The 21,944-nt window shown below is 72.5% G+C and carries 21 protein-coding genes; 10 read left to right on the plus strand and 11 right to left on the minus strand.

Annotation, left to right across the window (positions count from 1 at the left end):
* Nucleotides 1–93 precede the first annotated feature (93 nt).
* The 4 genes from ACGF3H_RS11250 (at nucleotide 94) to ACGF3H_RS11265 (ending at nucleotide 2,834) form a co-directional block, all read left to right on the plus strand.
* Nucleotides 94–270: a hypothetical protein gene (locus tag ACGF3H_RS11250; protein ID WP_077801305.1), complete on the plus strand. Its 177-nt coding sequence runs from the start codon at nucleotides 94–96 to the stop codon at nucleotides 268–270.
* Nucleotides 270–563, plus strand: coding sequence for a Dabb family protein (locus ACGF3H_RS11255; protein WP_362486002.1), 294 nt, complete (start codon nucleotides 270–272; stop codon nucleotides 561–563). Before ACGF3H_RS11250 ends, ACGF3H_RS11255 begins: the two co-directional genes overlap by 1 nt.
* Before the next feature lie 139 nt (nucleotides 564–702).
* A complete protein-coding gene (locus tag ACGF3H_RS11260; protein WP_362486004.1) occupies nucleotides 703–1,614 on the plus strand; it encodes an RNA polymerase sigma factor SigF in 912 nt (303 codons plus the stop codon).
* A gap of 293 nt (nucleotides 1,615–1,907) precedes the next feature.
* Nucleotides 1,908–2,834, plus strand: coding sequence for an RNA polymerase sigma factor SigF (locus ACGF3H_RS11265; RefSeq protein WP_362486005.1), 927 nt, complete (start codon nucleotides 1,908–1,910; stop codon nucleotides 2,832–2,834).
* Between the two features lie 105 nt (nucleotides 2,835–2,939).
* Here the strand turns inward: ACGF3H_RS11265 and ACGF3H_RS11270 are convergent, their stop codons facing one another.
* The gene (locus ACGF3H_RS11270; protein WP_171991117.1) at nucleotides 2,940–3,140 is read right to left on the minus strand and encodes a hypothetical protein; all 201 of its coding nucleotides are present in this window, start codon (nucleotides 3,138–3,140) and stop codon (nucleotides 2,940–2,942) included.
* Between the two features lie 206 nt (nucleotides 3,141–3,346).
* Here ACGF3H_RS11270 and ACGF3H_RS11275 point away from each other — a divergent pair, with 206 nt between their 5' ends.
* From ACGF3H_RS11275 to ACGF3H_RS11285, 3 genes are all read left to right on the plus strand, one after another.
* On the plus strand, nucleotides 3,347–3,847 hold the full coding sequence (locus ACGF3H_RS11275) for a MarR family transcriptional regulator (protein ID WP_362486006.1): 501 nt from the start codon (nucleotides 3,347–3,349) through the stop codon (nucleotides 3,845–3,847).
* A gap of 13 nt (nucleotides 3,848–3,860) precedes the next feature.
* Nucleotides 3,861–6,407: a DHA2 family efflux MFS transporter permease subunit gene (locus ACGF3H_RS11280; protein WP_362486008.1), complete on the plus strand. Its 2,547-nt coding sequence runs from the start codon at nucleotides 3,861–3,863 to the stop codon at nucleotides 6,405–6,407.
* Between the two features lie 145 nt (nucleotides 6,408–6,552).
* Nucleotides 6,553–7,374 (plus strand): YceI family protein, encoded by an 822-nt coding sequence (locus ACGF3H_RS11285; RefSeq protein ID WP_362486010.1) that lies wholly within the window; start codon nucleotides 6,553–6,555, stop codon nucleotides 7,372–7,374.
* Here ACGF3H_RS11285 and ACGF3H_RS11290 read toward each other — a convergent pair.
* Both ACGF3H_RS11290 and ACGF3H_RS11295 read right to left on the minus strand, forming a co-directional pair.
* Nucleotides 7,357–8,067, minus strand: coding sequence for a GAF and ANTAR domain-containing protein (locus ACGF3H_RS11290; RefSeq protein ID WP_362486012.1), 711 nt, complete (start codon nucleotides 8,065–8,067; stop codon nucleotides 7,357–7,359). The genes ACGF3H_RS11285 and ACGF3H_RS11290 overlap by 18 nt on opposite strands.
* A gap of 39 nt (nucleotides 8,068–8,106) precedes the next feature.
* Complete coding sequence (locus tag ACGF3H_RS11295; protein ID WP_362486014.1) at nucleotides 8,107–8,832, minus strand: ANTAR domain-containing protein; 726 nt, start codon at nucleotides 8,830–8,832, stop codon at nucleotides 8,107–8,109.
* Nucleotides 8,833–9,049: 217 nt separating this feature from the next.
* On the opposite strand from ACGF3H_RS11295, the gene ACGF3H_RS11300 reads away from it, so the two are divergent.
* Both ACGF3H_RS11300 and ACGF3H_RS11305 read left to right on the plus strand, forming a co-directional pair.
* Nucleotides 9,050–9,421: an STAS domain-containing protein gene (locus ACGF3H_RS11300; RefSeq protein WP_362486016.1), complete on the plus strand. Its 372-nt coding sequence runs from the start codon at nucleotides 9,050–9,052 to the stop codon at nucleotides 9,419–9,421.
* A 9-nt stretch (nucleotides 9,422–9,430) separates the two neighbouring features.
* The gene (locus tag ACGF3H_RS11305) at nucleotides 9,431–9,901 is read left to right on the plus strand and encodes a PPOX class F420-dependent oxidoreductase (protein ID WP_362486018.1); all 471 of its coding nucleotides are present in this window, start codon (nucleotides 9,431–9,433) and stop codon (nucleotides 9,899–9,901) included.
* 29 nt (nucleotides 9,902–9,930) lie between these two features.
* Here the strand turns inward: ACGF3H_RS11305 and ACGF3H_RS11310 are convergent, their stop codons facing one another.
* The 8 genes from ACGF3H_RS11310 to ACGF3H_RS11345 all read right to left on the minus strand — a co-directional run bounded on the left by ACGF3H_RS11310 (nucleotide 9,931) and on the right by ACGF3H_RS11345 (nucleotide 20,345).
* Nucleotides 9,931–10,689, minus strand: a complete 759-nt coding sequence (locus ACGF3H_RS11310) for a TetR/AcrR family transcriptional regulator (RefSeq protein ID WP_362486020.1) — start codon at nucleotides 10,687–10,689, stop codon at nucleotides 9,931–9,933.
* A gap of 142 nt (nucleotides 10,690–10,831) precedes the next feature.
* Nucleotides 10,832–12,346: an MFS transporter gene (locus ACGF3H_RS11315; protein WP_362486022.1), complete on the minus strand. Its 1,515-nt coding sequence runs from the start codon at nucleotides 12,344–12,346 to the stop codon at nucleotides 10,832–10,834.
* A 74-nt stretch (nucleotides 12,347–12,420) separates the two neighbouring features.
* On the minus strand, nucleotides 12,421–14,601 hold the full coding sequence (locus tag ACGF3H_RS11320) for a glycosyltransferase family 39 protein (protein WP_362486024.1): 2,181 nt from the start codon (nucleotides 14,599–14,601) through the stop codon (nucleotides 12,421–12,423).
* Nucleotides 14,598–16,022, minus strand: coding sequence for a bifunctional glycosyltransferase family 2/GtrA family protein (locus ACGF3H_RS11325; RefSeq protein WP_362486026.1), 1,425 nt, complete (start codon nucleotides 16,020–16,022; stop codon nucleotides 14,598–14,600). Before ACGF3H_RS11325 ends, ACGF3H_RS11320 begins: the two co-directional genes overlap by 4 nt.
* Nucleotides 16,023–16,036: 14 nt before the next feature.
* The gene (locus tag ACGF3H_RS11330; protein WP_362486028.1) at nucleotides 16,037–17,608 is read right to left on the minus strand and encodes a HAMP domain-containing sensor histidine kinase; all 1,572 of its coding nucleotides are present in this window, start codon (nucleotides 17,606–17,608) and stop codon (nucleotides 16,037–16,039) included.
* Nucleotides 17,605–18,345 carry a response regulator transcription factor gene (locus ACGF3H_RS11335; protein WP_362486030.1) on the minus strand — a complete coding sequence of 247 codons (741 nt, stop codon included), beginning with the start codon at nucleotides 18,343–18,345 and terminating at the stop codon, nucleotides 17,605–17,607. The genes ACGF3H_RS11330 and ACGF3H_RS11335 overlap by 4 nt, the downstream gene beginning before the upstream one ends.
* 138 nt (nucleotides 18,346–18,483) lie before the next feature.
* The gene (locus ACGF3H_RS11340; RefSeq protein ID WP_362486032.1) at nucleotides 18,484–19,401 is read right to left on the minus strand and encodes an amidohydrolase family protein; all 918 of its coding nucleotides are present in this window, start codon (nucleotides 19,399–19,401) and stop codon (nucleotides 18,484–18,486) included.
* A gap of 62 nt (nucleotides 19,402–19,463) precedes the next feature.
* Complete coding sequence (locus tag ACGF3H_RS11345) at nucleotides 19,464–20,345, minus strand: DUF2797 domain-containing protein (RefSeq protein WP_362486034.1); 882 nt, start codon at nucleotides 20,343–20,345, stop codon at nucleotides 19,464–19,466.
* A 262-nt stretch (nucleotides 20,346–20,607) separates the two neighbouring features.
* On the opposite strand from ACGF3H_RS11345, the gene ACGF3H_RS11350 reads away from it, so the two are divergent.
* Nucleotides 20,608–21,936 (plus strand): hypothetical protein, encoded by a 1,329-nt coding sequence (locus ACGF3H_RS11350; protein ID WP_362486036.1) that lies wholly within the window; start codon nucleotides 20,608–20,610, stop codon nucleotides 21,934–21,936.
* Nucleotides 21,937–21,944: the final 8 nt, after the last annotated feature.

Here is a 21,944-nt window from a genome sequence, read left to right on the forward strand (position 1 = left end):
CACCGGATCGAGGCATTGATCGCACACGGGAGCGGACAGTTACACTCACCGCCGGTAGCGCAGAGTCCGAGGAAGTCCCAGGGGGAGGCCGCGGTGGCGGTGAACGCGAAGAAGATCGCCGTCTACGTGCTCGTGGTCTTCGTGCTGTACGTGATCATCACGGACCCGGCCAAGGCCGCCGACTATGTCCAGATCGGGTTCCAGGGCATATCCGACGCCGCGGGCGCCGTCGGGGACTTCATGACCTGGGCCGCCAACGGAGGAAAGTGATGATCCGCCACCTGGTGCTGTTCAAGCTGAACGAGGGCGTCGAGCGGGACGACCCGCGCGTCGTGAAGGGCGTCGAGGCCTTCCGGGCCCTCGGCGACCGGATCGAGGAGCTGCGCTTCTGGGAGTGCGCCTGGAACATCAGCGACCGCCCCATCGCCTACGACTTCGCCATCAACTCCGCCGTGGACGACACCGACGCCCTGCGCCGGTACATCGACCACCCGGCACACCAGGCGGGCGTCGCGCTGTGGCGGGAGTTCGCCACCTGGGTGATCGCCGACTACGAGTTCTGAGGCACTGCTCACCGCCAGCCCCCCGCCGGAAACGTCGGGGGGCTGGCGCGTTGCGGGGACGGCCCCGCATCACATGCCCCGAATGCCCTCAACACGGCTTATGCGGTGCTTGCACACCGTGCGGATGTCTTGTGATGCTATGACCGCTTTTGACGGAGAGTTGACGGATGCGTTGACGGATCACGAGGTGGAGTTGACCGTGCCGGCCAGTACTGCGCCTCAGGCTCCGCCCGCACCCCCCGCACAGGCCCAGGAGACGCCCGCGCGGCCCTCAGCGCCGCAGCGCAGCCGGGGCGCCGACACCCGGGCCCTCACCCAGGTCCTCTTCGGAGAGCTCAAGGAACTCGAGCCGGGCACGCCGGAGCACGACCGCGTACGCGCGGCGCTCATCGAGGCCAACCTGCCGCTGGTCCGCTACGCCGCCGGGCGCTTCCGCTCGCGCAACGAGCCGATGGAGGACGTGGTCCAGGTCGGCACCATCGGCCTCATCAACGCCATCGACCGCTTCGACCCGGACCGCGGCGTGCAGTTCCCGACCTTCGCCATGCCCACGGTGGTCGGCGAGATCAAGCGCTACTTCCGCGACAACGTGCGCACCGTGCACGTGCCGCGCCGGCTGCACGAGCTGTGGGTGCAGGTCAACAGCGCGACCGAGGACCTGACGACCGCCTTCGGGCGCTCCCCGAGCACCGCCGAGATCGCCGAGCGGCTGCGGATCGGCGAGGACGAGGTGCTCTCCTGCATCGAGGCGGGGCGGTCGTACCACGCCACCTCGCTGGAGGCCGCGCAGGAGGGCGACGGCCTGCCCGGACTGCTCGACCGGCTCGGCTACGAGGACCCCGCACTGGACGGCGTCGAGCACCGCGACCTCGTCCGTCACCTGCTGGTCCAGCTCCCGGAGCGGGAGCAGCGCATCCTGCTGCTGCGCTACTACAGCAACCTCACCCAGTCGCAGATCAGCGCGGAACTCGGCGTCTCCCAGATGCACGTCTCGCGGCTGCTGGCGCGCAGTTTCCAGCGGCTGCGGTCCGCCAACCGGATCGACGCGTGACCTGACGCCGCAACCCCGCGGACATCCGAAAGCACGACCGATCGGTCACCGGCACGGGCGAATCGCTCACCAGGGCCGTTGCGGGCGGATTTCCCCCGACAGACCGTCAGACCGCCCTTTTCCAGGGGGTTTTCGCGTCTCGCATGTCGACATGTCACTACAGCGCGTTGCCGACATGTGACATTCTGCCGGAGACGCGTTTGCCGGGGCTTCGGCTCCGGTATTCAGGTGAAGGCTGCGTTCCCACCGTGGGAGCGTCCGCCGCGACCGTCCCGCGACCCAAAGGGGGTGGCATGTCCGTAGACCAGGGCAGCTCGAAGGTGCTCGCGCTCGCGGAGAGCGAGACCGCGCCCGACGCGCTCCAGGCGCTCGGCTCCATCGATGACGTCCCGACCCTCGACGCCGTGCCGGCTCAGGCCCTCCCGGCAGCCGAAGCCCCCGCCCTGGCGGCCTCGACGAACATCGACACCCGCACCCTGTCCCGCTCCCTGTTCCTGCGGCTCGCCGCACTCGACGAGGACAGCCCCGAGCGCGCGTACGTCCGGGACACCCTGATCGAGCTCAACCTCCCGCTGGTGCGCTACGCCGCCGCGCGCTTCCGCTCCCGCAACGAGCCGATGGAGGACATCGTCCAGGTCGGCACCATCGGCCTGATCAAGGCGATCGACCGCTTCGACTGCGAGCGGGGCGTGGAGTTCCCGACCTTCGCGATGCCGACGGTCGTCGGCGAGATCAAGCGGTTCTTCCGGGACACCTCCTGGTCGGTGCGCGTCCCGCGCCGGCTCCAGGAGCTGCGCCTGGCGCTGACCAAGGCCAGCGACGAGCTCTCCCAGAAGCTGGACCGCTCCCCGACGGTCGGCGAGCTGGCCGCCGTGCTGGGGGTGTCCGAGGAGGACGTCGTCGACGGCCTCGCGGTCGGCAACGCCTACACGGCATCCTCGCTGGACTCCCCCGCCCCGGAGGACGACGGCGGCGAGGGCTCACTGGCGGACCGGCTCGGTTACGAGGACACGGCGCTGGAGGGCGTGGAGTACCGCGAGTCCCTCAAGCCGCTGCTGGCCAAGCTGCCGCCGCGGGAGCGGCGGATCATCATGCTGCGCTTCTTCGCCAACATGACCCAGTCGCAGATCGGCGAGGAGGTCGGCATCTCGCAGATGCACGTCTCCCGGCTGCTCACCCGCACCCTGGCGCAGCTGCGCGAGGGCCTCATCTCGGACTGAGCCCGCCCGGCCGCCGCCCGGCGGCACCCCGCGACAGCACGGCGACCGCGGCGGCACCCCCTGGGTGCCGCCGCGGTCTCGTCGTGTGTGGGTCCGTGCTCCGTGCTACTTCAGCGCCAGCCAGGCCACGGCGGCGACGACCACCACGGCGGCCACGATGCCGACGATCAGGCCGATGCGCGGGCCCGAGGAGGCCACGGGGTCCGCCTGCCGGGCCTGGGGGGCGCCCTCGTCGACGAACGCGCGGAACATCTGGGTGCTGCCTGCGGGGTCGTAATTGCCCTGGGGGCCCTGGTTGTTAGCCATGGGCCGAGACACTAGCGAATCCGCGGGTGCGGCCCAAGTGCGGGGCTCCGGAGACCCGTTGTCCCAGGTCACCGCCGCTCACCTGGGTGTTTACTATCGCAATACTTGTCTTTGCCAACTTTTTATGAGCCTCACCCCGTTTTTATTTGCCTGTAGCAACCAACCGCTCCTATGGTTGCCCTAAGCAACGAATGCGGGAGGTGCGCATGGCCGAGAAGGCGCAGTACGAGGAGCTGATCCGCCAGTTCAGCGCCTTCGGCGCCGTGAAACGAGAGCTGGGCCGGATCCTGCCGGCCCACTGCCCGGGCGGATCGGCCGCCGTACTGACGCTGCTGGGCCGCCATGGCGACATGCGCATGAGCAAGCTCGCCGAGCTGCTCGCCGTGGACATGTCGGTGACCAGCCGCCATGTCGCCCACATCGCCGAGCGGGGCTGGATCGAACGCTCCCCGGACCCGGCGGACAAGCGCTCGCGCATCCTGCGCCTGACGCCCGAGGGCCAGGCCCAGCTGGACGACCTGTCCGAACGGACGACCCAGCTGCTGGCCCACCGCCTGAGCGACTGGACCGACGAGGAGGTCGGCCAGCTCACCCGGCTCATGACCAGGCTCAGGGCGAGCTTCGACGACTGCCGGTCCCCCGTGGGCCGGCCCGCCGTACCACCCGCGGTCGAACAGACCACCCGTACACCCGCAGTCACCACGTAAGTAAAGGAAGTCCATGGCAACGACCACACCAGCCGGTGTGCGGGCTCATGCCAAGCACGGGGGAGGCTCCACCGGAGACGCTCCGATGACGCACCGGCAGATCATGGAGGCATTGTCCGGGCTGCTGCTCGGCATGTTCTGCGCGATCCTGTCCTCGACCATCGTCACCAACGCCCTGCCCGAGATCATCGGGGACCTCGGTGGCGGCCAGAGCGCCTACACCTGGGTCGTCACCGCCTCGCTGCTGACGATGACCGCGTCCACCCCGCTGTGGGGCAAGCTCGCGGACCTCTTCAGCAAGAAGGCCCTGGTCCAGATAGCCCTGATCGTCTACGTCGTCGGTTCCGTCGTGGCCGGCCTGGCGCAGAACCCCGCGATGCTGATCACCGCGCGGGCCATCCAGGGCCTGGGCGCCGGCGGTCTGTCCGCCCTGGCCCAGATCATCATGGCCGCGATGATCTCCCCGCGTGAGCGCGGGCGCTACTCCGGCTACCTCGGCGCGACCTTCGCCGTCGCCACCGTCGGCGGCCCGCTGCTCGGCGGCGTGATCACCGACACCAGCTGGCTCGGCTGGCGCTGGTGCCTCTACGTCGGCGTGCCCTTCGCGATCCTCGCGCTGATCGTGCTGCAGAAGACCCTGCACCTGCCGGTGCTGAAGCGGAAGGTCAAGGTCGACTGGGCCGGCGCCTTCTTCGTCACCGCTGCCGTCTGCCTGCTGCTCGTCTGGGTCACCTTCGCGGACGACAAGTACGACTGGATGTCCTGGCAGACCGGTGTCATGGTCGGCGGCGCGATCGTGCTGACGCTGCTCTTCCTGCTCGTCGAGTCCAAGGCCAGCGAGCCGATCATCCCGCTGCGCCTGTTCAAGAACCGCACCATCACCCTGGCCTCGCTGGCCTCGCTGTTCGTCGGTATCGCGATGTTCGCGGGCACCGTCTACTTCAGCCAGTACTTCCAGCTGGCCCGGGACAAGTCCCCGACCATGTCGGGCGTCATGACCATCCCGATGATCGGCGGCCTGTTCGTCTCGTCCACGGTCTCCGGTCAGATCATCACCAAGACCGGCAAGTGGAAGGGCTGGCTGCTGGCCGGCGGTGTGCTGCTGACGGCGGGCCTCGGCCTGCTCGGCACCATGCGCTACGACACCCCCTACTGGCACATCGCGATCTTCATGGCGCTGATGGGCCTCGGCGTCGGCATGATGATGCAGAACCTGGTGCTCTGCACGCAGAACCAGGTGGCCCCGAGCGACCTGGGTGCGGCGTCCTCCACGGTCACCTTCTTCCGGTCCCTCGGTGGCGCGGTGGGCGTCTCGGTGCTCGGCTCGGTGATGTCGACCCGGATCAGCCACTACGCCTCGGACACCATCGGCCGGCTCAGCCCGCAGGAGCAGGCGGCGGCGGCCAAGGCCGCCGGTGGCAGCTCGATCCCCGACATGGACCTGCTGCCCCCCGGCATCCGTGAGTGGCTGGAGAGCGCCTACGGGCACGGCATCGCCGACATCTTCCTGATCGTCGCCCCGATCGCCCTGCTCGCCTTCCTGGTGACGCTGTTCATCAAGGAGGTTCCGCTGCGCACCAAGGGCGCCCTCGCCCAGGCGTCGGAGTCCTCGGCCGAGGCCGCCCCGCCGGTGGCGGGCACCCCCGCGGAGGCCGTCCTCGTCGCCGAGGAGCCGGTTCCGGCCGGTGCGGTCGCCACCACGTCGGCCGCCGACACCGCCGTTCAGCCGGCCGCCACGCAGCGGCTCGCCGCCGTCGCCACGACGGCCGGCTCCGGTGAACCGCAGGCCCCCGTCTCGGGCGGCATCCCGGTCCGCGGCTTCGTCCGCGGCGCCGAGTCCGCGCCGGTCCCGCAGGCGGCCGTCACGCTGATCTCGCTGGCCGGCCGCCAGCTGGGACGGTCGGTCGCCCAGGCCGACGGCTCCTACGGGGTCGACGCGCCGAGCGCGGGATCGTACGTCCTGATCGCCTCCGCCGACGGCTTCCAGCCGCAGGCGTCCACGATCGTCGTCAACGACGAACCGGTCGCCTACGACATCCTGCTCAGCGGTACCAGCGGGCTCACCGGCCTGGTCCGGGCCGTGGAGAGCGGGCAGCCGGTCAAGGACGCGATGGTGATCGTGACCGACGTGCGCGGTGACCTGCTGGCCACCGCGGCCACCGGTGAGGCGGGCGAGTTCGCCTTCGCCGAGCTGGTGCCGGGCACGGTGACCGTCGCGGTCAACGCCGCCGGGTACCGGCCGCGCGCCCTGCCCGTCGAGGTGGGCGGCACCGGCGTCACCCGCGTCGAGGTCGACCTGCAGGCCGGCGCCGAGGTCCAGGGTGTCGTGCGGGCGCCGCACGGTCCGCTGGCCGACGCCCGCGTGACCCTGGTCGACGCGGCCGGCAACGTGGTCGGCACGGCCACCACCGGCTCGGACGGGGCGTACGCCTTCACCGACCTGGACGCCGGTGAGTACACCGTCATCGCGACCGGCTACCCGCCGGTGGCGACGGCCCTCACGGTCGCCGGCCAGGGCGTCGACGACCACGACATCGAGCTCGCCCACCCCGGCGAGTAGCGGTACCCCGGCCCGTGGCGGCCCGCGCGCTCTGAGCGGAGGCGCGCGCAGCCACGGGCCGGTCTCTTTGCGACCGATATATAAGGCTTCTCGGGCCTATGCAGACCTATGGGCCCGCTTTCTGGGGAGAACAGGGGACAACGGGATGGGACTGACCGCGAGGATCCGCACGCGGGACGGATGGGCCGTGTCGCACGCGGTCGTCACGGTGACCGACATGACCGGCACGCAGGTGCTGCGCGCCGAGGCGGACGCCGAGGGCGCCGTCCGGGACACCACGCAACTGGCGCCGGGGGCGTACACCGTCATCGTCACGGCCGTCGGCTACGCGCCCGCCGCGTCCAGCGCCATCGTCACCGCGAGCGGCCGCGCCGAGGTGGGCACCGTGACGCTGGCCCGCCAGGGCGGCACCGAGCTGCCGCCGCCCGGGCCGTGGACCATCGACCCGGCGCACTCCAGCGTCGCCGCGGTCGCCCAGCACCTGGGCATCTCCAGCGTGCACGGCCGCTTCACCGACTTCGCCGGCACGGTCGAGATCGCGCCGGACGACGTCACCAAGTCCCGGGTGGAGGCGGTGATCAAGGCGGCCTCCATCGACACCGGCAACGGCATGCGCGACACCCACCTGCGCTCCGCGGACTTCCTGGACGTCGAGCGCCACCCGGAGATCACCTTCCGGTCCACCGGGGTGACCCAGGCCGGCTCCGACCGCTGGACCGTCCACGGCGAGCTGGGCCTGCACGGCGTCGTCCGCCCGGTCGACCTGGACCTGGCCTACCTGGGCACCGGCGCCGACCCGTGGGGCGGCACCCGGGCGGCGTTCCGCGCGACCACGGAACTGCGGCGCGAGGACTTCGCCATGAACTACAACCAGGTCCTCCAGGCGGGCATCGCCGCCATCGGCACGACGCTCAGGGTAGAGCTGGACATCCAGGCGGTCCAGGGGGAGTCACTGCCGGCCGTCTGAGGCACCGCCGGACACCCGGGCCACCAGCTCGTCGCACAGGTCCCGGAGCTTGGTGTTCGTGTGCTGCGAGGCCCGGCGCAGCCGTTCCATGGCCCGGTGGGCGTCGATGCGCTCCCGGGCCATGAGGATGCCGATCGCCTGGTCGATGACGCTGCGGGAGAGCAGGGCGGTGCGCACGTCGGCCACCGAGGACCGCTGCCGCTCGATGCTCAGGGCCTCGTCGACCGCGTCGGCGGCCCGCACCGCGAAGGTGCGGGCCGCTTCGCGTCCCTCACCCAGCGAGCCGGGTTCGCGGCCGTAGAAGTTGAGCGCGGCGCCCGTCTCGCCCGCGACGGCCAGCGGCAGCGCCAGCACACAGCGCACCCCGGTGGCCAGCGCGTACTCCGTGTACGCGGGCCAGCGGGTCTCCTCGGCCAGGTCGGGGGAGTACTGGGCATCGCCCGTCTCGGCGGCGTCCACGCAGGGACCCGAGCCGTTCTCGTACTGGCGCAGGTCCAGGCCGCCGGGGAGGCCGGAGCTGCCCGCCAGGGTCATCAGCCGGTCGGCCCGGCGCACCGTGACCGAGCAGGCGACGGCGCCGGGCACCTCGCGCACCGCGCGGTCGGTCAGATCGCGCAGCAGGGTGTCGAGTCCCCGGCTGCGCGCCAGCGCCCGGTCCAGCGTCTCGGGGCTCTCAGAACTCTGTGCGGTCATGGCCGTACGGATATCCCCTCACGGCCCGACGACGCCTCGTCACCCGGACGTGTTGTTCGCGTCGACGATGCGGCGGGCCAGGTCCCGCAGCTTCACGTTCTCCCGCTGCGAGGCCTTGACCAGGGATTCGAAGGCGCCGGCCGCGTCCATGGTCATGCGTTCCATGAGGATGCCCGTGGCCTGGCCGATCAGGTCCCGGGTGCGCATCGCCTCGGTGAGCTGCTCGCGCACCGTCGCCGAGTCCAGGGCGAGGCTGACGTGCGCGGTGAACAGGCGGCCGACGCGGGTGGCGTCCTCGTCGAAGGCGCGCGGCTTGCGCGCGTACGCCGTGAGCACGGTCAGGCGGCGCCGGTCGGCACGCAGCCGCAGGGACAGCGCCGAGCGCAGGCCGAGGTCGGACAGGGCGTTGCCGCCGCCGTCGGCCTCGGTGTCCTCTATCCGCACCACGGGCGTGGTCCACAGCCGCTCCCAGGCCGGGTGCGGTACCCGGCCGGTGGGCCGGAGTTCGGCGGAGCGCACGACCTCGTCGGTCCAGGCGAGCGTGCGGCGCACACTGCCCCGCTCGATCTCCGAGATGCCGGCGTGCTCGGCGCCGGGCATCAGGTGCACGGCCAGCTCGACCGCGGTGCGCAGGGTGTTGTCCGCGGTGCCCGTCCCGTGCAGCTGCCGGGCCGCCGTGGTCAGCGCCTCGGCCAGCTCGAAGCCCACCGGGAAACGCGGCAAATCGGTAAATTCGGACGCAGCCACCACGAACCTCTTCGGCATGCACGGCCGTCCGGCCGTGCGCAGGAGAGCTCCGCAGCACATTCCTGACTGCGAGCACAGGACGAACAGCACTCTAGCTGCTCGGTTGCGCGCCGGTGACGCCCGGCCGACGGAGCGGGCGGGCACCTGTCGTGGCCCGTCCCCGCATGATGGAATGGAGCCCGGGTCAGGAAGCGGCCTTGCCGGAAACTGGACGGACGTCTGTCAGGTGAGTGACGTGACCTTCCTTCCCCCACCGTGCGAGCCGTGCGATCCGCCCGGCTGCGCGGTACTGACCCTGCCCCGGGAGATCGACTACTGCAACGCCGCCGGGCTGCTGCCGATGGTCATGGCCGCGGTGGGCCTCCGCCACGGCGAACTGCGCCTGCTCGTCCTGGACCTGACCTCGACCCACTTCATGGACTCCCAGGGCGTCCGCCTCCTCGACGAGGTGCACCACCGGCTGCGCGGCCGGACCCGCCTGCGGGTGGTGGCGGCCCCGGGGAGCGCGCCGAGCCGGATCCTGGAACTGACCGGCCTGCGCCGCGACGTGCCGGTCCACGACAACCTCGCCGAGGCGCTGCGGTCCGGCGGCGCGCCTTCGGCCTAGGCTGACGGCATGGCACCGAACATCGCGACCAACACCCGCGTGTCCCTCGACGAGTTGCTGGAGTTCGTACGCCCCCGGCACCGCGCCGTCCTGCTGACCCGGCGGGCCGACGGCAGCCCTCAGGGGTCGCCGCTGACCTGCGGGGTGGACGACTCGGGCCGGATCGTGGTCTCCACCTACCCGGAACGGGCCAAGACCCGCAACGCCCGGCGGGACGAGCGGGTCAGCGTCATCGTGCTCAGCGACGAGTGGAACGGCCCCTGGGTCCAGGTGGACGGCACGGCCGAGGTCATCGACCCGCCCGACTCCGTGGAGCCGCTCGTGGAGTACTACCGCAACATCGCCGGCGAGCACCCCGACTGGGACGAGTACCGGCGGGCCATGGTCGAGCAGGGCAAGTCGATCATCCGGGTGACGCCCGAGAAGTGGGGCCCGGTGGCGACGGGCGGCTTCCCGGCGAGGCTGTCGAAGGACGCCTGAGCGGCCGCCCGCCCGGCCCTGGCACAGGCCTAGGGCCTGTCCACCATCGCCTCGATGCCCGCGATGAGCAGTTCCAGGGCGAAGTCGAAGTCCCGCTCCAGCATCTCCGCCACGGTGTCGCCGCCGCGGGCCGCCATGATGTCCCGGGACTCCTCGATGACGCCCGCGGTGTCCGGCGTCTCGGTCACCGCGCTCATGGAGTGCTGGAAGTACTCGTCCGGGCTCAGGCCGCTGTCCGCCGCGCGGCCGAGGAAGTGGCCCTCGATCGTGCCGTAGCCGTAGACGAACTGGAAGACGGCCGAGATGGCGCCGGTCACCCGGTGCGCGGGCAGGCCGGTGCGGCGCACGACGCGCTGCACCGCCCGGGAGAAGGCCAGCGAGTTGGGGCCGATGTTGTGGTAGGTGCCGATCAGCTGGGACAGCCAGGGGTGGCGCACCAGCAGCGCGCGGTTCTCCCCGGCCAGGGTGCGCAGCTGGTCGCGCCAGTCCTCGTCGGCCTCCGCGTCGGGCACGCGCAGCTCGCCGAAGACCGCGTCCAGGGCGAGCTCCAGCAGTTCGTCCTTGGTGTCGACGTACCAGTAGACGGACATCGCCGTCACGTTCAGCTCCGCGGCCAGGCGGCGCATGGAGAACTTGGCCAGGCCCTCGGCGTCCAGCAGGCGGACGGTGACCTCGGTGATCCGCTCCCGGTCGAGCCCGGACGGCTGCCCCCCGCCGCGCCCGCCGCGGCGAGCCCCGCCCCCGAGCCAGACACTGGCCTTCGGCCCTTGCCGCCCTGCCTTCGCCATGCGCGCCTCTCCTCGAAATCGTCCCGTGCCGGTCACGTCGGGCGCCCCCGCGGGCGCGGGACGCGGCACCGTGCGGCTCCGCCGCGCGGGCGCGGCCGGCCCTTCCCGTCCCGCGGCCGTCCGGGCCGCCGAACCGCCCGGGCTACCGGGCGGCGCCCATCCTCTCCGCTTCCCCTTTCTCCGCGCGCCGCAACAACGCCGCCGCGACCGCCCCGCCGAGCAGCACGGCCACCGCCCCCACCAACTGACTGCCCTCCACCCCGGAGGAGAACGCGTCGACGACCCGCTCCCGCTCCGCCGTCCCGTCCGCCGAGGCCAGCGCGGCCGGCAGCGACGCCGCCGCGACCGGCAGCGACGCGGCGAACCTCGAGTTCAGCACCGCACCCAGCACGGCCACACCCAGGCCGTTGCCGAACTCCGCCAGCGTCCCGTTGATCCCCGCGCCGACCCCGGCCTTCGCCGGCGGGATCGCGCTCATGATGGCGTGCGCCATGGCCGGGTTGCCGAGCGCACACCCCACGCCGATCAGCAACAGCCCCAGCAGGGTGCCCGGGTAGCCCGCACCGGTGAGGGTGGCGATGGCCACCAGACCCGCCGACATCAGCACCATGCTCGCCATGACCGCCATCGGCGTACCGAGCCTGACCAGGCACTTCGCCGCGACCCCCGAGAAGTTCAGCACCACGACCGTCACGGCCAGCGGCGCCGTCGCCAGCCCGGCCTCCAGCGGGCCGTACCCGAGCACGAACTGCAGGTGCTGGGTGAGCAGGAACAGCGCACCGCCCATGCCGAAGGTGATGAGCATGAGCCCGGCGACCGCGCCCGTGAACCGCCGGTCGCGGAAGAAGGCGAGGTCGAGCATGGGGTACGGGGCGCGGCTCTCCCAGTAGGCGAAGAGCCCGAGCACACCGACCGCGACGGCCGCCGTGGCCAGTACCCGGCCCGAGGCCCAGCCGTGCTCGGGGCCGGAGATGATCGCGTAGACCAGTGCCGCCATGCCGATCGTGGACAGGACGGCGCCCGGCAGGTCGGGGCGGTCGCCCTGCCGGTTCTTCGACTCGGGGACCAGGGCCACGACCGCGACCAGGCCCAGCGCGACGACCGGCAGGTTGATCAGGAAGATCGCACCCCACCAGAAGTGGTCCAGCACGAAGCCGCCGATCAGCGGCCCGCAGGCGAAGCCGAGCGCGCTGACCGCGCTCCAGATGCCGATCGCCCTGGGGTGCTCCTCGGGCGCGAAGATCTGCATGACCACGGCGAGCGTGGTGGTCAGCAGCAGTGCGCCGCCGACCCCCATGCCGGCTCGCGCGGCGATCAGCTGACCGGTGGTGTCCGCGAGGCCCGCCGCGAGCGAGCCGAGGCCGAACAAGGCCAGCCCCGCGGTGAGCATCTTCTTGCGGCCGTAGCGGTCGGCCGCGCTGCCCGCCGTGAGCAGCAGGCCGGACTGCACGAGCGAGTAGGCGTTGATCATCCACTGGATGTCGGACGTGGCCGCTCCGAGCTCGCCGGTGAGCGAGGGGATGGCCACGTTGAGCACGGTGTTGTCCAGCACCACGGTGAGCTGGGCGAGGCTGATGACACCGAGGATCAGCCAGCGCTGCGGGTGGGCGCGGACCGCGGACCCGGGCGCCGCCTGTTCCTGCGAGGACGTCGTCATGCCTTACAGCGTAGAGGGGCCCCTTACGGTGTACAACACCGCACGGGGCCCCTCCCGCTGTAACGCGTCTCCGGTCAGCCGCCGCTCACCGGCTGCGTGAGGTCGTAGAACGTGGCCGAACCCGCCGTGACCTCCTTGAAGCCGGCCTCGACCCAGGAGGTGATCTGCGACGAACTGCCGGAGTCACCGCCCATTCCGCCACCCATGCCGCCGCCGGCGACGAAGTAGTGGATCCTGCCGTCCTCGACGTACTTCTTGAACTGCGCCAGGGTGGGCGACGGGTCGGTGCCGTTGAAGCCGCCGATCGCCATCACCGGGTCGCCGGTGCTGAGCTGGTAGCTCGCGGCGTTCTGCGAACCGATCGCCGCCGCGACCCAGGTGTACCGGTCGGCGTCGGCCTCCAGCAGCTCCTTGGCCTCGTCGTCGACCTGGGCACCGTCGAGCAGGCCGCCCATGCCGCCACCGCCCGTGCGGCCGCCCTCGCCGCCGGCACCGTTCGGAGCCGTCCGGCCGTTCTGGCCGCTTTGGCCGCCGCCGGGGAAGCCGTTGCCCGGCTGGTTCTGGCCCGGCGCTCCCCCGGGGAAGCCGCCGGTGCCGTTGCCCGGACCGCCCTGGCCCTGCTGCCCCTGCCCCGGCGGGGTGCCGCCGCCCGGGAAGCCGCCGCCGCCCCGGCCGCCGCCGCCCGGTCCGCCCATCATGCTCGCCCCGGCCGGACCGGCCGTGACGATCGAGCCGCTGTGCCCCTCCCGCACGGTGCTCAGCGTGTACGCGGCCGGTCCGGCCAGCGCCGCCACGAGGCCCAGCCCCGCCACCGCGAGCGCGGTCCGCCGCCCCAGCCGTCCGGCGAAGACGAGCCCCAGCGCGGCGACCAGGCCCCCGACGAGGACCAGCCACCTCAGCCACGGCAGGTAGTCGGGCGTGCGGTTCAGCAGGACGTAGCCCCAGGCGGCGGTCGCCGTGACCGCGGCGGCGAGCGCCAGGGACACCCACACCCGCTCGCGCCGCTCCCACAGGGCCGCCGCGCCCATGCCGACCACGGCCGCCAGATAAGGGGCGAGGGCCACCGTGTAGTACTGGTGGAAGATGCCCGCCATGTAGCTGAAGACCGCCGTGGTCATCAGCAGCGAGCCGCCCCACACCAGGAAGGACGCCCGCCCGGCGTCGGTGCGGCCGCGCCCGCGCGTGACGACCAGGCCCGCCACGAGCAGGATCAGCGCGGCCGGCAGCAGCCAGGAGATCTGGCCGCCGATCTCCGAGTTGAACATCCGGTCCCAGCCGGTCTCGCCCCACTGCCCGCCGGCCCCGCCGCCGGGGCCGCCCCCGCCGCCGACACTGCCGGTCTCCTCGCCGCTCAGCCGGCCGAGGCCGTTGTAGCCGAAGGTCAGCTCCAGGAAGCTGTTGTTCTGCGAGCCGCCGATGTAGGGCCGGGACGAGGCGGGCCACAGCTCCACGACCGCGACCCACCAGCCGCCGGAGACGACGATCGCGGCGGTCGCCAGCGCCAGCTGGCCCAGCCGCTTCTTCACCGCGACCGGGGCGCAGACGCCGTAGACCAGGGCGAGCGCCGGAAGGATCAGGAAGGCCTGGAGGGTCTTCGCCAGGAACGCGAAGCCGATCGCGACGCCGGCCCACACCAGCCACTTGGTCCGGCCGTCCTCCAGCGCGCGCACGACCAGATAGCAGGCGACGGACATCAGCAGCGCCAGCAGCGCGTCCGGGTTGTTGAACCGGAACATCAGCGCGGCGACGGGCGTGAGCGCCAGCACCACACCGGCGATCAGCCCGGCGGCCGGGCTGAAGCGGCGGCGCACGGCCGCGTACACGACGGCGACCGTCGCGACGCCCATCAGCACCTCGGGGACGAGGATCGACCAGGAGCTCAGCCCGAAGACCCGCACCGCCAGCGCCATCGGCCACAGCGCGGCCGGGGGCTTGTCGACGGTGATGGCGTTGCCGGCGTCGAGCGAGCCGAAGAAGAACGCCTTCCAGGACTGGCTGCCCGCCTGCACGGCCGCCGAGTAGAAGGAGTTGGCGTAGCCGGAGGCGCTCAGGCCGTAGAGGTAGAGCAGCGCGGTGGCCAGCAGCAGGCCGAGGAAGGCCGGGCGCACCCAGCTCGGGTCCTCGGGGCGGCCCCGCCACAGTCTGCGTGGCAGGGCCCGGGCGGGTGGCCGGACCGGCTCCGCCGGGGGCGGGGCGCCGCTGTCGGCGGGACGCGCATCCCCCTCGTACGCCGTCCGGTCGTAGTCCGTCGTCATCGTCCGTCCCTCGGGTCGGTGTCGGCGGGGTGCGCCGGCGCCAGTCGCACGGTCGTGTCACCCCGGGTGTGTTCCGCGACGTCACCGGCGCGGAACGAGGTCGTCGGGCAGGAGGGTGTGGCGTACGGCGTCGATCCGTACGGCCGCGGGTCCGGCCGCGTCTCCCCGGCGGCCGGGGCGGGCGGCGCGTCCGGGAACACCCAGGCACGGAAGAGCAGGAAGCGCAGCACGGTGGCGGCGAGGTTGGCCGCGATCAGCACGGCCAGCTCCGTGGAGTGGGCCGGGTCGGCCGTCGCCGCGCTCAGGGCGGCGAGCGAGCCGCTGGTGAGGGCCAGGCCGATGCCGAAGACGACCAGTCCCTGCGCCTGGTGGCGCACCGCCCCGCCCCGGCCGCGCACCCCGAAGGTCAGCCGCCGGTTCGCGGCGGTGTTGGCGACCGCGGAGACCAGCAGGGCGAGCGCGTTGGCGAGCTGGGACCCGGCGACCACCCGGAAGCCGCTGTAGAGCACCAGGTAGAAGAGGGTCGACAGGACCCCGACGACGCAGAACCCGACGAGCTGCCGGGCCAGGCCCTGCGGTACGTCCAGGATGTCCCGGTCGCGCGGGTCGTCGCCGAACGGCCGGGCCAGCCGGTCCAGCGGCAGCGATCCCGTGGCCAGCGCCTTGCCGACCCGCCACACGCCCTTGAGGTCGTCGGTCGCGGTCCGCACGATGTGCACGGTGGAGTCCGGGTCGTCGATCCAGTCGACCGGCACCTCGTGGATCCGCAGCCCGGCCCGCTCGGCGAGCACCAGCAGCTCGGTGTCGAAGAACCAGCCGGTGTCCTCCACCAGCGGCAGCAGCACCTGCGCCACGTCCCGGCGGATCGCCTTGAAGCCGCACTGGGCGTCGGAGAAGCGGGCCTGGAGGGAGCCGCGCAGGATGAGGTTGTAGGTGCGGGAGATGAACTCCCGCTTGGCGCCGCGCACGACCCGGGAGCTGCGGGCGAGCCGGGAGCCGATCGCCAGGTCCGAGTGGCCGGAGATCAGCGGGGCCACCAGCGGCAGCAGCGCGTTGAGGTCGGTGGACAGGTCGACGTCCATGTAGGCGAGGACCGGGGCGTCGGAGGCCGACCACACGGTGCGCAGGGCACGGCCCCGGCCCTTCTGCTCCAGCCGGGAGGACCTGACCTCGGCGAGCTCCGCCGACAGCCGTGCCGCGACCTGCGGGGTGGCGTCCGTCGAGGCGTTGTCCGCGACCGTGATGCGGAAGGCGTACGGGAAGGTGCGGGTGAGGTGCTCGTGCAGTCTCAGGACGCACGGCCTCAGGTCCTTCTCCTCGTTGTAGACGGGGATCACCACGTCCAGGACAGGCGTACCGGCTCCTGCGGCCGGGAGGTGCTCCCGCGCCGGCAGGGAGCCGGGAGAAGAGTCGGTTCGCATGGCACCGACTCTTCTCAACTCCCCTGTCGCGCCCGTGTGGTGAGGCTGTGCCGTGCCTGTGAGTGCGGTCGTGCGGTGTCCTGCGCGAGCACCGGGCGGGCGGTGGGCAGCACGGGCAGGTGCACGGTGAAGACCGTCCGCCCGGGCACGCTGTCGACGGTCACCCCGCCGCCGTGCGCGGTCGTCACGGCCTGCACGATGGCGAGCCCGAGGCCCGTCGAGCCGGTCGCCCGGGACCGTGCCGAGTCCCCGCGCGCGAAGCGTTCGAAGACGTGCGGCAGCAGCGCGGGCGGGATGCCCTGACCGTCGTCCTCGACGTCCACGCACAGCCAGGACCCGCTGCGCCGCACCCGCGCGGTCACGGTCGTACCGGGCGGGGTGTGGTTGCGGGCGTTGGCCAGCAGATTGACCAGTACCTGCTGGAGCCGGGCGGCGTCCGCGGACACCAGCGCCGGTTCGTCGGGCAGGTCGAGCCGCCAGACGTGGTCCAGGCCGGCCGCGCGGGCGTCGCTGACGGTGTCCACGACGAGCGGGACGAGGTCGGTTCGCTCGAACTGCAGCGGCCGTCCGGCGTCCAGGCGGGCGAGCAGCAGCAGATCCTCGACCAGCAGGGTCATGCGCCCGGCCTCGGACTCGATGCGGCCCAGCGCGTGCCGGGTGTCGGGGCCGACCCGCTCGCCTCCCCGGCGGGTGAGTTCGGCGTACCCGCGGATGGAGGCGAGCGGCGTGCGCAGTTCGTGGCTGGCGTCCGCGACGAACTGCCGTACCCGCGTCTCGCTCTCCTGCCGCGCGTGGAGGGCTCCGTGCACGTGGTCGAGCATCCGGTTGAGCGCGGCACCGACCCGGCCGACCTCGGTGTGCGGGTCGCACTCGGACTCCGCAACGCGCTCGTCGAGGTTCACCTCACCCGTGTGCAGGGGGAGTTCGGAGACGCGGGTGGCGGTGGCGGCGACCCGGCGCAGGGGGCGGGTGGCGACGCCGACGATGACGGTCCCGGCGAGGGAGGCGGCGATGAGGCCGGCGGCCGTGACACTGGCCTCCACGAGGATCAGGGTGTTGATGGTGCCGGTGACGTCCGAGGTGGGGAGGGCGGCGTAGTAGCCGTCGTGGTACTCCACGCGGTAGTCGCCGAGGCCGGGGATCTCGACGGTGTGCGCGTCGCCGTCCCGGGGGACGGCGGCCAGCGCGGCGCGGCCCGTGTCGCCGAGGGAGACCGGCGTGGTGCCGCTGAAGTCGGCGCTCTCGTCGTCCTTCTCGCCGTACTTGGCCTCCACGACGGCACCGTCGCGCACCTCGGCGACGATCGTGCCGCGCGGCTGGGGCCCGTGGGTGACGAACTCGTCGAGGTTCATCAGCCGCGGGGCCTTGGTGCCGCCGCCCGCCTCGGGGTCGCCCGGCGGTCCGAATCCGGACACCCGCATCGCGACCTCGTGCACCTGCCCGTCCAGCTGCTCGTACAGGTGCGACCGCAGCGCCAGCGTCGTCACCGTGCCGATCACCGCGCACACCACGGCGATCAGCGCCACCGACGCGACAACGAGCCGCGTCCGCAGGGTCCGCGGCCGCGGGCGTCGCCGTCGGCTCACGACACCGCGGGCTTGATCAGGTAACCGGCGCCGCGCCGGGTGTGGATCATCGGCTCACGGCCGGCGTCGATCTTCCGGCGCAGGTAGGAGATGTACAGCTCGACGACGTTGGCCTGGCCGCCGAAGTCGTAGGACCACACGCGGTCCAGGATCTGCGCCTTGCTGAGCACGCGGCGCGGATTGCGCATCAGGAAGCGCAGCAGCTCGAACTCGGTGGCGGTGAGGTGGATGCCGGCGCCGCCGCGGGTGACCTCGTGGCTGTCCTCGTCGAGGGTGAGGTCGCCGACGACGAGGACGGAGTCGGAGCGCCGGTCGGCGGCACCGGAACGGCGGATCAGGCCGCGCAGCCGGGCGACGACCTCCTCCAGGCTGAAGGGCTTGGTGACGTAGTCGTCCCCGCCCGCGGTCAGCCCGGCGATGCGGTCCTCGACCGCGTCCTTCGCGGTCAGGAACAGCACCGGCACGTCCGGCAGGTCGCGGCGCAGCCGCCCCAGCACGCTCAGCCCGTCCATGTCGGGCAGCATCATGTCCAGTACGACGGCGTCGGGCCGGAACTCGCGCGCGGCCTGGACGGCACCGTGTCCGTCCCCCGCGCTGCGGATCTGCCAGCCCTCGTAGCGCAGGGCCATGGACAGCAGTTCGGTGATGGACAGCTCGTCGTCCACCACAAGCACCCGGACGGGGCTCCCGTCCGGCCTCAGCAGTTCGGTGCGCCCCTGGGGCGAGGTCGTGGTCATACCGGACACGATGTCGGGGCGCTCTGAGAACGCCCTTTCTCCAAGCTGTGATTTCTCTGAGAAACGCACAGGGGCCTCTCAGGAAACTCCCGGGCACGCCGCTGGTCAGCCGCCGATCAGCCGCCGATCAGCCGCCGGTCAGCCGCCGGTGAGTCCGAACAGCCGGGCCGCGTTGTCGTGACAGACGCCCCGCAGCCAGGCCTCCCCCAGCTCCAGCCGCTCCAGCGCGTGGAGCTGGTGCAGGTAGGGATACGGGATGTTGGGGAAGTCCGTCCCGAGCAGCACGCGGTCGCCGAGGGCGGCCAGCCGGGGCAGGGCCCGGCGGGGGAAGGGGGCGAGGCGCTCGCTGAAGTCGGTGAGCGCCATGGTCGTGTCCAGCCGCACCTCGGCGTACCGCTCGGCGAGGCCGAGGAAGTCCTCGTACTCCGGCATCCCGAGGTGTGCGACGACCAGCCGCAGCCGGGGGTGCCTGGCCAGCACCCGCGCGATCGGCCCGGGCCCGGTGTGCTTGCCCGGCGCCGGCCCCGAACCGCAGTGGATCACCACGGGCACCCCCGCGTCGGCGAGCAGCCCCCAGGCCGCGTCGAGCAGCTCGTCGGCCGGGTCGTACCCGCCCACCTGCACGTGTGCCTTGAAGACCCGCGCCCCCGCCTCGACGGCCCGGCCGACGTACGCCTCGGCACCGGGCTCCGGGAAGAGGGTGGAGGTGTGCAGGCAGTCGGGTGTCCGGCGGGCGAAGTCCACCGCCCAGTCGTTGAGCCACCGGGCCATGCCCGGCTTGTGCGGGTACAGCATGGCGGTGAAGGCCCGCACCCCGAACGCGCGCAGCAGCTCCGCGCGTTCGTCCTCCTCCTGCCGGTAGGTGATCGGCCACTCGATCCCGCCGGTCAGCGGGCCGAGCGCGTCGAAGTAGGCCCAGACCTTGCGCAGCACCCGCTCGGGCATGAAGTGCGTGTGCACGTCGACGAGGCCGGGCAGTCCGAGCCCCTCCCAGAAGCCGCGGACGTGCCGGGCCTCGTCGGGGCCGGCCGCCGGTGCGATGTGTCGATCACTCATGCGGCCCACGATCTCCCCGGCGGCCGCCCCGGGTCCACCTCCCGGCGGCAGCGGACGCCGGCTCAGAACAGCCCGGTCTGCACACCGGCGGCCCCCTTGAACTCCCGCACGGGGACGGTGCACGGGTCCCCCTCCGCGGCCACCAGCTCCCAGCCCGTCATCAGCCGCGTGTCGAGCACGACGACGCCCCCTTCGGTGGCCAGGTGGAGGTCCGGCCCGGCGGCCGCCACCAGCTCACCCCCGATCGCTCCCCCCGCCACCAGTTCGACCACCTCGCCCACGGCCCCCGGGCCCCGCTCGGCCGCCGCGAGCCCGAACGCCCGCACGTGATCGACCGCCCGGAACGGCTCCGGCGTCAGCGACTCCGGCCAGCCCTCGAGCGCCACCGCCCGCCCGTGCAGGTCGGCGAGCTCGGCCGTCCGCTCCTCCTCCGTCGCGGGCAGCACGGCCCGCACCGCCCGCTTCCGGTCGTACGGGATCCGGTCGGGCACCCGCAGCGCGGCCCGCAGCAGCTCCTCGGTCCGCCGCGCGGCCATCAGCGGCCCGGTCCCCAGCCAGCTGAAACACACCGCCCCCTGCTCCAGCAGCCGGGCCGGCCCCCTCTCGGCCCCGGTGATCCCCACCTTGACGAGCCCGGGCCCGAACCACGCCAGGTACACCCGGTACGGCCGCGGGTCGTCGGCGATCGTGTCCGCGGCCACCGAGTGCGCCCGGTCCAGCCGCGCACACTCCTCGCACCGCGCCCCCGTACTCCGCCCCGGCACGACCACCCCGGCCGGACACGCGTGCCCCCACGCCCCCACACACGTCCGCACACCCCCTGCCGCGACTCCGAAGGCCACCCGCTTCCCCCTGGTCAGCGCACTGCTCCGGCCACCGACCCACGTCAGCACCGGGCCGCCCGCCACCCACCGCAGCCCCGCGCACTTCCATACCTGTGCCATCACCCCGAGCGTACGAGCAGCCACTGACAACGGCGTCGGAGTGACATGCGTCACAAAAAAATATGGCCGCCCGGAACAACCGTCCCGGTCCGTCCATTTCATCCCGCCGAAACCCGCCGACAGGAAAGGCGACGGGAAGGGAAATCCAGGGAAAAGGCGCCCAGATTTTACGTGGCCTATAAACTCATCGAATTCTGGTCACCCTGCGCGATTCGCGGTGACCCTTCCCTTTCTCCCGCCAGGACAGCAGGAAAGGTCCTCAGTGAAGCTTCGCCGTTCCCTCTCCGTGGCCGCCGCCGTCGCGGTGGTCACGCCCGTCGCGCTCTTCGCCGCCACCCCGGCGCTCGCCGCCGGCACGCCCACGGCCCAGACGCAGAACCAGCCGACGTACGCGGAGTTGACCAAGGCCGCCGCCGACGCGGAGACGGCGTACGAAAAGGCCGTCACCGCCGAGGCGGAGGGCCGGAAGACGGTCGAGGCCACGCTGGCCTCCCTGGATTCCGACACTCACCCCCTCAAGGCGGCCACGATCGCCGCGGACAAGGCGGCAAAGGAAGCTGCGGACGCCAAGGCCGCCGCCGAGCAGGCTGTCAAGGACGCCGAGGCCGGCCTCGAAGCGGCCGAGAGCGAAACCGACAAGGCCGAGGCGCAGAAAGTCCTCGACAATGCCGAATCCGACCTGACGAAAGCCGTGGCGGCCCAGCAGAAGGCCGACGCGACGGCCGAGGCGGCCCGGACCGCGCTGGACGACGCCAGGGTGGCGGCCGTCCGCGACTACGGCGTCCTCAAGGACGCTCTCGGCAAGGCCCTGAAGGCCAAGGACGCCGCCGAAGCGGCGCTCGCCGCCGCCAAGGAGTGCGTCCGCGAGAACGGGCTGACCTCGCTCGCGGTGGGGCTGCCGTCCGAGGTCGTGGCCGGGACCACCGTCGACTTCACCCTCCGCGTGACCAACGGCACCGCGCGCACGCTGACGGTGGACCCCCTGGTCTTCTTCCACGCGGAGGGCGAACGGGCGAACGCCGAGAGCCGGTTGGAGGTGGAGTGGTCCAACGGCTCGGGCTGGCAGCCCCTTCCCGGTGACGGGTCCGTGCACATCGCGCACATCGACGTCATGAAGCCGGGCGAGCACAGCGACGTGAAGCTCCGGATGAAGGTCGACTCCGAGGCCGGGGCCGCCGACGCCTTCGCCCTGTTCGCGGGCGACGCCTCCGACGCCTACAACCCGTGCGTCCTGGGCCCGATGAAGCGTTACGACTTCGAGCTCCTGCCCGCGGGCAGTGAGCCCGGCACGGTCGACGAGGCCGAGCCCGGCCGGCCCGACGAGAACGACGACGAGCGCCCGGCCACCACGAAGCCCGGCACGGGCACGGGCACGGGCACCGGCACCGGAGTCTCGGCGCAGGGCGGCGCGCCCGGGCAGCAGGTGACCACCGGCACGGGCACGAGCACGAGCACGAGCACGACCGGCAGCCTCGCCACGACCGGAACGTCCTCCACGAAGACGCTCGCCCTCACGAGTGCCCTCACCGTCGCCCTCGGCGCCGGCGCGGTCTTCGCCGCGCGCCGCCGCAGGGCCACGGACACCATGTGATCACCGAG

It is taken from the genome of Streptomyces sp. NPDC048185, from assembly GCF_043202495.1.
Lineage (GTDB): Bacteria > Actinomycetota > Actinomycetes > Streptomycetales > Streptomycetaceae > Streptomyces.

What these genes read in the sequence shown, in the direction of transcription:
- ACGF3H_RS11280 (WP_362486008.1), top strand. Translation starts at nt 3,861, where the DNA reads ATGGCAACGACCACACCAGCCGGTGTGCGGGCTCATGCCAAGCACGGG.
- ACGF3H_RS11275 (WP_362486006.1), top strand. Translation starts at nt 3,347, where the DNA reads ATGGCCGAGAAGGCGCAGTACGAGGAGCTGATCCGCCAGTTCAGCGCC.
- ACGF3H_RS11295 (WP_362486014.1), bottom strand. Translation starts at nt 8,832, where the DNA reads ATGCCGAAGAGGTTCGTGGTGGCTGCGTCCGAATTTACCGATTTGCCG.
- ACGF3H_RS11260 (WP_362486004.1), top strand. Translation starts at nt 703, where the DNA reads ATGACCGCTTTTGACGGAGAGTTGACGGATGCGTTGACGGATCACGAG.
- ACGF3H_RS11290 (WP_362486012.1), bottom strand. Translation starts at nt 8,067, where the DNA reads ATGACCGCACAGAGTTCTGAGAGCCCCGAGACGCTGGACCGGGCGCTG.
- ACGF3H_RS11305 (WP_362486018.1), top strand. Translation starts at nt 9,431, where the DNA reads ATGGCACCGAACATCGCGACCAACACCCGCGTGTCCCTCGACGAGTTG.
- ACGF3H_RS11320 (WP_362486024.1), bottom strand. Translation starts at nt 14,601, where the DNA reads ATGACGACGGACTACGACCGGACGGCGTACGAGGGGGATGCGCGTCCC.
- ACGF3H_RS11335 (WP_362486030.1), bottom strand. Translation starts at nt 18,345, where the DNA reads ATGACCACGACCTCGCCCCAGGGGCGCACCGAACTGCTGAGGCCGGAC.
- ACGF3H_RS11340 (WP_362486032.1), bottom strand. Translation starts at nt 19,401, where the DNA reads ATGAGTGATCGACACATCGCACCGGCGGCCGGCCCCGACGAGGCCCGG.
- ACGF3H_RS11345 (WP_362486034.1), bottom strand. Translation starts at nt 20,345, where the DNA reads ATGGCACAGGTATGGAAGTGCGCGGGGCTGCGGTGGGTGGCGGGCGGC.
- ACGF3H_RS11265 (WP_362486005.1), top strand. Translation starts at nt 1,908, where the DNA reads ATGTCCGTAGACCAGGGCAGCTCGAAGGTGCTCGCGCTCGCGGAGAGC.
- ACGF3H_RS11285 (WP_362486010.1), top strand. Translation starts at nt 6,553, where the DNA reads ATGGGACTGACCGCGAGGATCCGCACGCGGGACGGATGGGCCGTGTCG.
- ACGF3H_RS11310 (WP_362486020.1), bottom strand. Translation starts at nt 10,689, where the DNA reads ATGGCGAAGGCAGGGCGGCAAGGGCCGAAGGCCAGTGTCTGGCTCGGG.
- ACGF3H_RS11270 (WP_171991117.1), bottom strand. Translation starts at nt 3,140, where the DNA reads ATGGCTAACAACCAGGGCCCCCAGGGCAATTACGACCCCGCAGGCAGC.
- ACGF3H_RS11315 (WP_362486022.1), bottom strand. Translation starts at nt 12,346, where the DNA reads ATGACGACGTCCTCGCAGGAACAGGCGGCGCCCGGGTCCGCGGTCCGC.
- ACGF3H_RS11325 (WP_362486026.1), bottom strand. Translation starts at nt 16,022, where the DNA reads ATGCGAACCGACTCTTCTCCCGGCTCCCTGCCGGCGCGGGAGCACCTC.
- ACGF3H_RS11255 (WP_362486002.1), top strand. Translation starts at nt 270, where the DNA reads ATGATCCGCCACCTGGTGCTGTTCAAGCTGAACGAGGGCGTCGAGCGG.